This is a genomic window from Nonomuraea sp. NPDC049129 (assembly GCF_040648495.1).
GTDB lineage: Bacteria > Actinomycetota > Actinomycetes > Streptosporangiales > Streptosporangiaceae > Nonomuraea.
This window is the reverse complement of the sequence record NZ_JBEZDU010000006.1, coordinates 303,052-315,553: the sequence shown is the minus strand read 5'-3', so window position 1 is coordinate 315,553 and position 12,502 is coordinate 303,052. Positions and strand designations below refer to the sequence as shown.

At 70.9% G+C, this 12,502-nt stretch carries 8 protein-coding genes; 4 read left to right on the top strand and 4 right to left on the bottom strand.

All coding sequences use genetic code 11. The features are described from left to right. Nucleotides 1-138: 138 nt before the first annotated feature. A complete protein-coding gene (gene rsmA, locus AB0B64_RS21020) occupies nt 139-1,002 on the bottom strand; it encodes a 16S rRNA (adenine(1518)-N(6)/adenine(1519)-N(6))-dimethyltransferase RsmA (RefSeq protein WP_357944588.1) in 864 nt (287 codons plus the stop codon). A gap of 71 nt (nt 1,003-1,073) precedes the next feature. Between rsmA and AB0B64_RS21015 the strand changes: the two genes are divergently transcribed. Both AB0B64_RS21015 and AB0B64_RS21010 read left to right on the top strand, forming a co-directional pair. After that, the gene (locus AB0B64_RS21015) at nt 1,074-3,044 is read left to right on the top strand and encodes a protein kinase (RefSeq protein ID WP_358179170.1); all 1,971 of its coding nucleotides are present in this window, start codon (nt 1,074-1,076) and stop codon (nt 3,042-3,044) included. A gap of 2 nt (nt 3,045-3,046) precedes the next feature. Continuing rightward, nucleotides 3,047-4,240, top strand: coding sequence for a hypothetical protein (locus AB0B64_RS21010; protein ID WP_358179441.1), 1,194 nt, complete (start codon nt 3,047-3,049; stop codon nt 4,238-4,240). Between the two features lie 67 nt (nt 4,241-4,307). Here AB0B64_RS21010 and AB0B64_RS21005 read toward each other — a convergent pair whose 3' ends face one another. Continuing rightward, on the bottom strand, nt 4,308-5,165 hold the full coding sequence (locus tag AB0B64_RS21005; RefSeq protein WP_357943875.1) for a ubiquitin-like domain-containing protein: 858 nt from the start codon (nt 5,163-5,165) through the stop codon (nt 4,308-4,310). A gap of 142 nt (nt 5,166-5,307) precedes the next feature. Continuing rightward, entirely contained in the window at nt 5,308-6,183 is an 876-nt protein-coding gene (locus AB0B64_RS21000; RefSeq protein ID WP_357943873.1) for a TatD family hydrolase, read from the bottom strand. On the opposite strand from AB0B64_RS21000, the gene AB0B64_RS20995 reads away from it, so the two are divergent. Together AB0B64_RS20995 and AB0B64_RS20990 are read left to right on the top strand one after the other, a co-directional pair. After that, nucleotides 6,182-9,475: a BTAD domain-containing putative transcriptional regulator gene (locus AB0B64_RS20995; RefSeq protein ID WP_358179168.1), complete on the top strand. Its 3,294-nt coding sequence runs from the start codon at nt 6,182-6,184 to the stop codon at nt 9,473-9,475. The genes AB0B64_RS21000 and AB0B64_RS20995 overlap by 2 nt on opposite strands. A 24-nt stretch (nt 9,476-9,499) precedes the next feature. Then, nucleotides 9,500-10,723, top strand: coding sequence for an FAD-dependent monooxygenase (locus tag AB0B64_RS20990; RefSeq protein WP_358179166.1), 1,224 nt, complete (start codon nt 9,500-9,502; stop codon nt 10,721-10,723). Here the strand turns inward: AB0B64_RS20990 and metG are convergent. Next, a complete protein-coding gene (gene metG / locus AB0B64_RS20985; protein ID WP_358179164.1) occupies nt 10,668-12,449 on the bottom strand; it encodes a methionine--tRNA ligase in 1,782 nt (593 codons plus the stop codon). The genes AB0B64_RS20990 and metG overlap by 56 nt on opposite strands. Nucleotides 12,450-12,502 lie beyond the last annotated feature (53 nt).

Sequence of the window (12,502 nt, the reverse complement as noted above, 5' to 3'; positions counted from 1 at the left end):
ACGCGGGCCCTCGGACACCAGTCCCCCCGGGCACCAGTCCCCTCGGGCACCTGTCCCCCCTCGGGCGCGGATCTCCACGGGGGCGGACCCTCTCAAGCGCGCCGATCGCCCGAGGCTTGCGAGCCGTACCCGCCCGCTCTACGAGGACTTGGCCTCGGCGATTCGGGCGAAGGCAGTCACGTCGAGCTGCTCCCCCCGCGCGGACGGGTCCACCCCGGCCGCCCGCAAGGCGATTTCGGCCTCCGCCGGACTGCCGGCCCAGGATGCGAGGGCGGCCCGCAGCGTTTTGCGGCGCTGTGCGAATGCGGCGTCGATCACCGCGAACACCTCCTCGCGCGAGGCTGAGGTCTCGGGCGGGTCCCGGCGGGCCATGGAGACGAGGCCGGAATCCACGTTCGGTGCGGGCCAGAAAACCGTCCGCCCCACCGGGCCTGCTCGCCGTACATCCGCGTACCAGGCGGCCTTCACCGACGGCACCCCGTACACCTTCGACCCGGGGCCGGCCGCGAGGCGGTCGGCCACTTCCGACTGGACCATCACGAGGCCCTTGCGCAGTGACGGCAGCACTTGCAGCAGGTGCAGGACCACCGGGACCGCGACGTTGTACGGAAGGTTCGCGACCAGGGCGGTGGGCGTGTGGCCCAGCAGGTCGGCGGAGGTGATGCGCATGGCGTCGGCCTCCACGACCGTGAGCTTGTCGCCGAGACCGCGGCCCGCCACAGTCAGCGGGAGCTGGCCCGCGAGTACGGGGTCGATCTCGACGGCCACCACATGCTGGGCCTCGGGGAGCAGTGCGAGGGTGAGAGAGCCGAGGCCGGGGCCCACCTCTATGATCACGTCGTCTGGGGCCAGTGAGGCCACTCTGACGATGCGCCGCACGGTTCCCGCGTCGATCACGAAGTTTTGGCCTAGCTTTTTCGTCGGACGAAGATTTAGCTTATCCGCCAAAATACGTATTTCTGCAGGGCCCAACAGGCTCATCATCCAACCAGTCTCCCGCATCGAAGAACCTGCGATGGCGGATGGGGGCACCACAGGGGAGGATGGGCGTGGAACAGGAAGGGACGTCCTTGATGGAGCCAACGGGCGCCGCGCCGCTCCGCCCGACGGATCTGCGGGAAATCGGCCCGTACCGGCTGCTCGGCCGACTCGGCGAGGGCGGCATGGGTACGGTGTTCCTGGCCAGGGCACCGACGGGGCGGTTTGTCGCGGTCAAGGTGGTGAAGGCCGAGTTCGCCAACCAGCAGGGGTTCGCGGACCGCTTTCACGCCGAGGTGGAGAACGCGCGACGGGTGGCATCGTTCTGTACGGCCCAGGTGCTGGACAACGGCAACACTGGCGACAGCCGCCCGTACATGGTGACCGAATACATCGGCGGCACCCCGTTGTCGGACCAGATCGCCAAGTACGGCGCGCTGGACCCGGGGCCGCTGCACGGCGTCGCGCTGGGAGTCGCGGCGGCGCTGGCGGCGATCCACGTCGCCGGGCTGGTGCACAGGGATCTCAAGCCGGCCAATGTCATATTGTCGCTGTCCGGGCCGCGAGTGATCGACTTCGGCATCGCCAGGGCGCTCGACAGGGAGACCGGGTTCACCATGTCCGGTGAGCTGCTGGGCAGTCCCGGCTGGTGGGCGCCCGAGCAGGTACGGGGGGAAACGGTCACTCCCGCCGTCGACATCTTCGCCTGGGGCTGCCTGATCGCGTACGCCGGTAATGGGCGCCACCCGTTCGGGCGCGGCGACCCCATCACGCTCGCGACGCGCGTACTGAACGCGCCGCCGGACCTGGGCGCTCTGCCCGCGCCGCTCGATGAGCTGGTCCGGCGGGCTACCGACATGGATCCGGCTCAGCGGCCCACCGCCCAGGACCTGCTGATCGCCCTGGTCGGAGGCGCTGCGCCCGCCCCTGCGGCGACATCGGCGGCACCGGCGGTCGATCCGCCGACTCTGGTGGCTCCCGGGCTGCTCGACGACTGGGAGCCGCCGCAGAACGTGGTGAACGAGCCCGACATCACGGCCACGTTCGCCACGCCGCCGCCCAGCGACACCACAGCCAAGGGGCCGGCCGTGGCGACCGACCCGTCCCAGCCCCCATCTCGGCCGGAGGCGGCGCCGGGGTCACAACCGGGGTCACAACCGGGCTCACAGCCTGGGTCACAGGCGGGGGCGCAGAGGCATCAGGCGTTCCAGGCACAGTCGTCGCCAGGGCAGGAGCAGCCCGATCTGCAGGAGTTGGCTCGCCGGGAGGAGCAGGCGGCTCGCGAGGAGCTGGCGCGCTGGGAGGTGCCCGCCCCTCAGCAGCCGACCGCCAAGAAAGCGCTGCTCAAGAAGCCGACGCTCAAGAAGCCGAGCGCCAAGAAGGAGCAGGCCCGCTTACCCGAGCAGACGCGGCAGCCGGACCAGGCTCAGGTCCAGGCCCAGGCTCAGGTCCGTCAGGAGGAGCTGAACGTACAGGGTCGCCAGACGAATCCGGGGCTCCAGGCAGAGGCGCTGTCCTCGGACGACACCCAGGCCCCGGCCCCCGGACGGTCCCTGAGCACCCGCTGGCTCATCGCGGCAGCCGCGGCCGTGGCGGCCATCGCCGTCACCTTCGCCGTCCTCATCGTGACCTCCAGCCGCAACACCACGCTGCCCGTCCAGTCGCAGACCCAGACGGCCTCCGCCTCGGCGCGGCCCAACGACCTCGGTCACCGGTTCGCCCTCGGCAAGTCCTTCGACGACCCGCAGCTCATCGTCGCGGCTGCCCCGCAATGCGGTCTGAAGGAGTACGAGGGCAAGACGCAGAGCCTGGGCCAGCTGTGCGTGGTCCGCTGGACGATGCTGAACCCCGGCGGCGAGCGCCAGGAGATCGGCGACCCGATCGTCTCGCTGCTCGACGACAAGGGCGGGCGTCACGACCCGGTGGAGCCCGCGTTCCCGGCGGCGATCACCGCGGGTGACCGCATCGACAACGCGTTCGTGTTCGACCTGCCGCTGTACCGCAAACCGGTACAACTCATCGCGACCAGGCTCAAGAACGGTAACCAGATCGAGGTCCGGTTGTGAAGATGATCGGTTCGGCGCTTCTGGCGCTGGCCGTCCTCATAGGCGGCATGAGCACCGCGGCGACGGCCGCCGCCGAGAAGGCCGCGTGCTCGGGTACGAGCGACTTCGACGGCGACGGCGTGGAGGACGTGGCGGTCGGCGATCCGTTCGCCAACGACGGCAAGGGCGCGGTGTACATCCTCTCCGGGGACAAGGTGATCCCCGTGCCGGTGCCCGCCATCGAGGGCGACGCGCTCGGCTGGTCGGTGACGCTGGCCAAGATCGACCCCGGCAATCCCTGCGCCGACCTGGTGGTGGGCGCGCCCTACGCCGATGTGGACGGTGTCAGGGACGCGGGTGCGGTCTATGTCGTGTACGGCGGGAACAGCAAGGGACCGGAACGCCTGACGGCTCCCGAGCCGCAGCGCAACGCCCACTTCGGCTGGTCTTTGGCCGCAAGGGGCGACGTGGTGGCGATCGGCGCGCCGTACGAGGACCAGGCCCAGATCGCCGACGCGGGCTCCGTCTACGTACGCCAGGGCCCGGGTCGGCTTATCCGGATAAATCAGGACTCGGTGGAGGTGCCGGGTAACGGCGAAGTGGGCGATCAGTTCGGCTGGTCGGTGGCGGTCGGGCCGGGCAACAGCCTGCTCGTCGGTGTCCCGTACGAGAACGACGACGGCGCCGGCCGCCAGGTCGACCAGGGCAAGTCCGACTCGGGGGCCGCGGTCCGCATCGACAACGCGCTGGCGCCGAGGCTCTCGGGGATCAAGGTCGACTCACCCACCAAGCAGGCCGGAGACAGGTACGGCTACGCGGTGGCGTACGCCGAGGGGGCCGGGTTCGCGGTGACCGCGCCGGGCCGTGGCTACGTCCAGCTCTACGACCAGGCCATGCGCCCGACGAGGCGGGTGGGGCAGGGCGCCGGGTTCGGCTTCTCGCTGGCCGCCTCGGCGGAGGGCCGGGTGGCCGTCGGCTCGCCCTACGAGGGAGCTGTACGGGTGCTGTCGCTCAAGAACGAGGCCGAGGACAAGAGGCTCCCGACATCGGACGGCCTGTTCGGCTGGTCGCTGGCCTACAGCGGCAACAAGCTCTACATCGGCCAGCCCGACGCCGTCCCGACCGGCAAGGTCATGGTGCTGGCCCGCAACTCCGATGAGCTGCGGCCGCTCCAACCGCCCAAGGGAGCCGACTTCGGCACATCGATCGCCGGTTGATCCAGCCGACTTCCCCAGCGTCCCGAACGGCCGACCGGCCGAAACCAGCCGGGGCCTGGGGAAGTGGTCAGCCGAACAGCCGGGCCCCGCACTCCCGCCACTGCCCCTGCCACCGCCCGCCGACCAGCTGGTAAAGGAGCTGTGCCCGATAGGTCTGCTCCTCCGGCGGCCAGGTGTGCGGTAGCCCGGTGCCGCCGACGGCCGTCCACATGGCCTGGCTGAACCCGTACATCCCGTAATAGGGCCCGGCGGGATTGACCGCCAGCGGGTCGCCGTTCGACATGCACTGGGCCAGCGCCGCCCAGTCGAGCGCCGCCACGGCCGCCGGCACGACCACGGTGTGCGGCGGCGCGGGCGGGCTGACCCTGATGACGGTCCCCTGCGCCGGGAAGCTGTCGAGCGGCGGGCGCACGCGGTAGCCGGGCCGCACCGGGATGCGGCGTTGCCTGAGCACCTCGCGGATGGTCCGGCCGGTGGTCGTGGTCGCCATCCGGAGACCGCCCGCCTCGATGTACACCTCACGCCGCGTGTACACCGAGAGCGACATCCCGGACAGCGGCACATGCTTGGTCGGCGGGGCCGACAGTCGGCCGCCCGCCGGGCTGATGTCGAGCTCGGCCAGTGCGTCGCCCACGTTCGTGGCGGTCACCAGGTGGCGGGTGGTGCGCCCGTCGAGGGTCAGCGTGATCGGGCGGGCGTGGCGTACCACGATCCGCGTCCCGTCGGCGATCTCCTCCTGCCCGGCCGGGCGTACGGAGTCACCGAACCCTACAGAAACCCCGGCTTCGCCGAGGAGCTCCTGCACCGAGCCGGCGAAGCTGCGCAGCGCCATCGGCTTGCCGTCGACGACCAGCACCACGCTCTTGACCAGCGCCGCGACGGTCCCGATGCCGCCCACGGCCACGACCGCGAGCAGGCAGATCACCGGTGTCCACGGTGATCGCCAGGCAATACGAGGGCGCGGGGCGCGCCTCTTTCCGCGCACGGACTACCTCCGGTAGTGGCTTCGGGCGGCACGACGCTAGTGGCGCCCGCGCCGCCGCCTCTACCGGTTCACGGAAAGATGGTCACCACTCTCCGAAGACCGTGACTCCATTGACACTGATGGCCTCGCACAGCTCATCCGGATGGACCCCCTTGACCTCCGCGAGACAACGCAGAGTGAGGGGTATGAGGTAGGGCGCGTTGGGCTTGCCCCGATAGGGCACCGGCGGCAGGTAGGGGGCGTCGGTCTCGACCAGCATGAGCTCCATCGGCGCCACCCGTGCCGCCTCACGCAGATAGGAGGCGTTCTTGTAGGTAACCGGCCCCGAAAAAGACATGAAATATCCGGCTTCGGCGCACTTTTTCGCCATCTCGGGGTCGCCCGAGAAGCTGTGGAACACCACCACCGGCGGCGCGCCCACCTCGGCCAGCACCTTCAGCACGTCGTCGTGCGCGTCACGGTCATGGATGACCAGCGCCTTACCGGTGCGCTTGGCGATCTCGATGTGCGCACGGAAGCTCGCGTGCTGGTCCTCTTTGGTCGCCCAGTCGCGGTAGTAGTCGAGCCCGGTCTCCCCCACCGCCCGCACCTCGTCACGCCCGGCCAGCGCCTCGATCTCGGCCAGCGTCTCGGGCGTGGCCGCGTGCGCCTCGTTGGGGTGGATGGCGACGCCGGCGTAGATCCCCTCGTGCTCGGCCGCCGCCTCGGCGTTCCACCGGGAGGAGGGCAGGTCGTAGCCGATCGTGACGAGCCGGGTCACGCCGACGGCACGCGAGTCGTCGAGGATGCTCCGTACGCTCGCCGCAGCCGCCTGCGCCGCCTGTGCCACGGGATCGCCCGAGGACGCCTGCCGGTTGCCGACCATGATGTCGAGATGGCAGTGGCTGTCGAACACCGGTGCGGACAGCGGATCGGGCGGGCTGGGAATCTTGCTCACGCCCTCTAAAGTAACGTCCATGCGCTTCGGCATTCTCGGCAGCACCCGTGCCTGGCGCGCGGACGGCGCCGAGGTGCCGCTTGGCGGCCGGTCCCGGCGAGCGCTGCTGGCCCTGCTGCTCATCCGGCCCGGCGAGGTCGTCCCCCATGACCGGCTCATCGACGTCCTGTACGGCGAGCAGCCGCCCAAGAACGCCCAGCACGCCCTGCATTCCCAGGTGTCGAGGCTGCGCGGCGACGGCATCATGGTCGAGCGGGCGGCCACGGGCTACCGGCTGGCCGTCGATCCCGGCGACGTCGACGCGCACCGGTTCCTGCGGCTGGCCGAGGAGGGGCGGCGGGCACTCGACACCGATCCCGACCGGGCCGCCGCGTTGCTGGGCGAGGCGCTGTCCCTGTGGCGCGGCCCCGCGCTCGCCGACCTCGACGCGACGCACGCCGTACCCCTCGAAGAGCGGCACCTGGCCGCCCAGGAGGACCGGATCGAGGCCGACCTACGGCGCGGCGCGCAGCGGGCGGCGATCCCAGAGCTCGGCGAGCTGATCGACCGCCACCCGCTGCGCGAGCGGCTACGCGGTCAGCTCATGCGGGCGCTCAGCGCGGACGGCCGGCCGGCCGAGGCGCTGGTCGCCTTCGAACAGGCCAGGCGGCTGCTGGCCGACGAACTGGGCACCGACCCCTCGCCCGAGCTGTCCGGCCTGCACCAGCGCCTGCTACGGGGCGAGCTCACCCACCTGACGCCACCCAGCGCACAGACCGCACCCGCACAGACCACCGCCCGACCAGCCGAGCAGCGGCCGACCATACAGAGGCCAGCCGAACAGCGGCCGACCGGACAGGGGTCAGCCGGACAGGGGCCGACCGAGCAAGACGGCAGGTCGGGGATACCGGCCCGGCTCACCACGTTGGTCGGCCGGGCCTACGACCTGGCCGCGGTCGACACACTGCTCGACTCGGCCCGCCTGGTGACGCTGCTGGGGCCGGGCGGCGCGGGCAAGACGCGGCTGGCGGTCGAGGTCGCCGGGCAGCGCCCCGACGCCTGCCTCGCCGAGCTGGCGGCCCTCACCGAGGGCGCCGACCTCCCGCGCGCGCTGCTCGCCGCGCTGGGCATCCGCGAAGGCGGGCTGCTCGGCCCCCGGTCCACCGCCTCCGACGGCTTCTTCGCCCGGCTGGTCACCGTGCTGGCCGACCGGCCGTTGCTGCTGGTCCTGGACAACTGCGAGCACCTGATCGCGGACACCGCCGCCCTCGCCGAACGGCTGCTCGAAGCCTGTCCCCAACTGCGCGTCCTGGCGACCAGCCGCGAGCCGCTGGGCATCACGGCCGAGCACCTCTGGCCGGTCCGCCCGCTGGCCGAGGCGGACGCCGTACGGCTGTTCACCGACCGGGCGAAGGCGGTTCGACCGGATTTCGTGGCTGACGAGGCGGTCGGCGAGATCTGCGCGGCGGTCGACGGCCTGCCGCTGGCCATCGAGCTGGCCGCCGCCCGCGTACGCACGCATGAGGCCCGCGAGCTGGCCCAACGCCTCGGCACAGACCGTTTCAAGCTGCTGTCGCGCGGCAGCCGCACCGCCGACGCCCGGCACCAGACGCTGCGCGCGGTCGTCGCGTGGAGCTGGGAGCTGCTCACCGAGGGAGAACGTGCGATGGCCGCGCGGCTCACGGTGTTCGCGGGCGGCGCGACGGCTGGGGCCGCCGCCGCGGTGTGCGGCCTGCCCGACGCCGAGGACCTGCTCGACTCGCTCGCCGACAAGTCACTGGTGACCGTCACGGACGGCCGCTACGGCATGCTGGAGACCATCCGCGCCTTCTGCGCGGAAGAACTGACCGGCGAACCTTCCGTACGGCGTGCGCACGCGAGCTACTTCCTCGCCCTCGCCGAGCGGGCCGACCCGCACCTGCGCGCGGCCGAGCAGCTCGACTGGCTGGAGTCGCTGTCCGCCGAGCACGACAACCTCCGGACGGCCCTGAGCTGGGCGGCCGAGGCGGGCGATGTGCGGCTCGGCATGCGGCTGCTGGCGGCGCAGTCCACCTACCTGTGGATGCGCGGGATGCGCGGCACGGCCACGGCTCCGGCCATTGAATTGCTCAACAAGGTGGAGCCGGATCCGGACCTCGGCGACGCGTACGTGCTCTGCCTGCTGACCACGGCCGGCGACGAGGCGGCCGGCGAGCTGTGGACCCGCCATTCCGCCGTGGCCGACGTGATCGTGTCGAGGGGCGAGGGGGCACGCGAGTTTCCCATTCTCACGTTCCTATGGCCGATGATCACGTCTGCCATGCACGCCCCCGAGGCGACGCTCACGGTGATCTCCAGGGCCGCGCACAGCCCCGACCCGTGGGAACGCGCGATGTCCCGGTTCATGTGGGCCTATTCGCTGATGGCCAGGGGTGAGCACGCCCAGGCGCAGGCCGATCTGGTCTCGGCGCTCGACGACCTGCGGGCGCTCGGCGACCGGTGGGGCTCGATGCTCTCGCTCGACGCGCTGGCCATGCTGGCGGGCATGCACGGCAGCCGGGAGGCCGCGCTGGCCCACACCGACGAGGCGATCGCGCTGGCCGAGGAGCTGGGCGCGACCGAGGACCTGGCCGATCTGCTGTGCAACCGGGGCGACCTCAACCTGCGCGTCGGGCCGACCGCCGCCAGGGCCGACTACGAGCGGGCCGCCGAGCTGGCCCGGCGCGTGGGCGTGCCGACGAATGTTGCCTCCGCGCTGCGCGGGCTCGGCGACCTGGCGCTGGAGGAGGGCGACCTGGTCAGGGCCCGGGAGCTCTACGAGGGGGCGCTGCGGCGCTCGGATCCCGGGTGGCTCAGGAGCACCGGCAACAGGGTACGGATCCTGCTCGGGCTGGGCCGCCTCGCGGAGGCCAACGGCGACCGCGACGCGGCCAGGGCCTCATACCGGCAGGCCGTGGAGGTCGCGGTCGCGACGGGCCCGGCGCCGGAGAGCGCCGGCGCGTTCGAGTCGCTCGCCCGGCTCGCGCTCACCGACCTCGGCGCGGGCAATGGGCAGCCCGGCCCCGGCGACTCGCGAACGGCCACCGGCGGCGCGTGGCTGGCCGCCAAGCTGCTGGGGGCCGCCACCGTGATGCTGGGCGGGACCCATCCCGAGACCCCCGTCTCGGCGGACGTCTCCGCCCGGGCGCGGGCCGTCCTGGGCGCGGAGGCGTACGAGCGGGCCTGGACCGAGGGCGCGACGCTCACCCACTCCCAAGCGGCCCTCCTGGCGGGTGTGTCCGAGGCGGCGATCGCCGCCTCACCGTTGCGACTGATCACCGCTCTGCCCGGTGAGCTCGGGGTGAGCCCGCGGTGAGCGCGCCCGGCGAAGCTCGTCGGCATGGACATCCTGATCTCCGGCGCCAGCGTCGCCGGCCCCGCCCTGGCCTACTGGCTGAACCGCTCCGGACACTCCACCACGATCGTCGAACGGGCGCCCGCCCTGCGTGAGGGCGGCTACTCCGTCGACTTCCGGGGTGACGCCCACCTGACCGTGCTCCGCAAGATGGACATATTCGGGGAAATCCAGCGGCAGCAGACCAACATGGGCGCCATGTGGAATGTCAACGAGGCGGGCAAGAAGCTGAGCGCCCTGCCGGCCGACCTGTTCGCCGGCGACGTCGAGATCCTGCGCGGCGACCTGGCCAAGATCCTTTACGACCTCACCAGGGACCACACCGAGTACGTCTTCCACGACTCCATCGCCGCGCTCGACGAGGACGCCGACGGGGTCACGGTCACGTTCGAGCGGGGTCCGAGCAGGCGCTTCGACCTGGTGGTCGGCGCCGACGGCCTGCACTCGAAGGTACGTGAGCTGGCCTTCGGCCCCGAACGGGAGTTCATCTCGTACCTGGGCCTGTACTGCGCGGTCTTCACGACGGAGAACTACCTCGGCCTCGACCACAGCGGCCACGCCTACAACACACCGGGCAAGATGGTCGCCCTCTACAGCTCCAGGCAGAACACCGAGGCCAAGGCCATGTTCTGGTTCGGCTCGCCGGAGCTGACCTATGACCGCCACGACACCCGCCGGCAGCAGGATCTGCTGGAACAGGCGATGGCGGGCGTCGGCTGGGAGGCTCCCCGGCTGCTGCGGGACATGCGGCGGGCCGACGACTTCTACTTCGACGCCATCGCCCAGGTGCGCATGGACCGCTGGTCAAACGGCCGAATCGTGCTACTCGGCGACGCCGCCTGGTGCCCCTCGCCGCTGTCGGGCATGGGCACCGGGCTCGCCATGGTGGGCGCGTACGTGCTCGCGGGTGAGCTGGCGGCAGCCCGCGACCACCGGGCCGCCTTCGCCGGGTACGAGGCGGCCATGCGCGACTACGTGCTCACCTGCCAGAAGTCCGGCGAGGGGGTCAGCAAGTTCATGGTGCCGGAGACCAGGTTCATGCGGTGGTTCATGAACCAGAACTACAAGCTGATGCCCTATCTGCCCTTTACCGGGCTGATGGCGCGGACCGCACGGAAGACGGCCAGCGCCATCACGCTCAAGGACTATGACCTCAGTCGGCCAGCCGGGCCAGCTCCTCGTCCACGACCTTCGGGTCGAGCTTCTTGAACAGCGGCACGGGCGGCGCGAGCGGCGTGCCCGGCTTGATCTGCCGGTGCTCCCACTGGGCAGCCCCGTTGTAGTCGCCGGTGATCACCGGGTAGGGGGTGCCGCCGTCCTCGTCGACGTCGTGCATCTCCGGCATGCCGGACCAGACGCCCTCGCCGCCGAGCATCGCGTGGACCTTGTTGGACGAGCCGGGCAGGAACGGCGTGAGCATCGTCTTGGCGTCGTCGACCACCTGGAGGGCGACGTGCAGGATCGACTTCTGCCGCTCCGCGTCGTCCTTGAGCTTCCACGGCTCCTGCTCGGCCAGGTAGCGGTTGGCGTCGCGGACCACGTCGAACGCCTCGGTGATGGCGTTCTTGAACCGCGAGCGGCCGAGCTCCGCCCCGACGGGCCCGAAGGCGTTGCGCGAGCGCTCCAGCAGCGCCCGGTCGGCGTCGGTCAGCTCACCGGCCTCGGGGATCGCGCCGAAGTTCTTGGCCGCCATCGAGATCGACCGATTGACCAGGTTGCCCCATGCGGCAACGAGCTCGCCGTTGTTGCGGTTGACGAACTCCTGCCAGGTGAAGTCGGTGTCCTGGTTTTCCGGACCGGCCACGGCGATGTAGTAGCGCAGCGCGTCGGCGTCGTAGCGGGCCAGGAAGTCGCGGACGTAGATGACGACCTGCCGCGAGGAGGAGAACTTCTTGCCCTCCATGGTCAGGAACTCGCTGGAGACCACCTCGGACGGCACGTTGAGCGCGCCCAACGCCCCCGGCGAGCCGCCCCTGGCACCCTGGCCGCTGTAGCCGAACAGCATCGCGGGCCAGATCTCGGCGTGGAAGACGATGTTGTCCTTGCCCATGAAGTAGTAGCCACGGGCGTCGGGATTCTGCCACCACTGGCGCCACGCGTCGGGGTCGCCGGAGCGCTTGGCCCACTCGATGGAGGCGGACAGGTAGCCGATGACGGCGTCGAACCAGACGTAGAGCCGCTTGTTGGGCTGGTCGCGCCAGCCGTCGAGCGGGATCGGCACGCCCCAGTCGAGGTCGCGGCTGATCGCCCGCGGCTGCAGGTCACCGAGCAGGTTGAGGGCGAACTTGAGCACGTTGGGCCGCCACTCGCCCTGCTTGGACTGCAGGTAGGAGCCGAGCACCTCGGCGAAGGCGGGCAGATCGAGCATGAAGTGCTCGGTCTCCACGAAGATCGGCGTCTCGCCGTTGATCCGGCTCTTGGGGTTGATGAGCTGGATCGGGTCGAGCTGGTTGCCGCAGTTGTCGCACTGGTCGCCGCGGGCACCGTCGTAGCCGCAGATGGGGCAGGTGCCCTCGATGTAACGGTCGGGCAGGGTGCGTCCGGTGGACGGGGAGATCGCGCCCATCGTGGTCTTGGGGAAGATGTAGCCGTTGTCGTAGAGGCCCTTGAAGATCGCCTGCGTGACGGCGTAGTGGTTCTTCGTCGTCGTGCGGGTGAACAGGTCGTAGGACAGCCCCAGGCCGGTCAGGTCTTCGGCGATCACCCGGTTGTAACGGTCGGCGAGCTCGCGGGCGGTCACGCCCTCCTTGTCGGCCTGCACCTGGATGGGCGTGCCGTGCTCGTCGGTGCCGGACACCATCAGCACCTTGTTGCCCGCCATCCGCTGGTAGCGGCTGAAGACGTCGGACGGCACGCCGAATCCGGATACGTGCCCGATGTGGCGAGGGCCGTTAGCGTACGGCCACGCTACGGCGGTCAAGATGTGCTGGGACATAGGCCAAGCCTACGGTGCGACCACGGTCGCCTCGTACCGAATACCGGCACGAG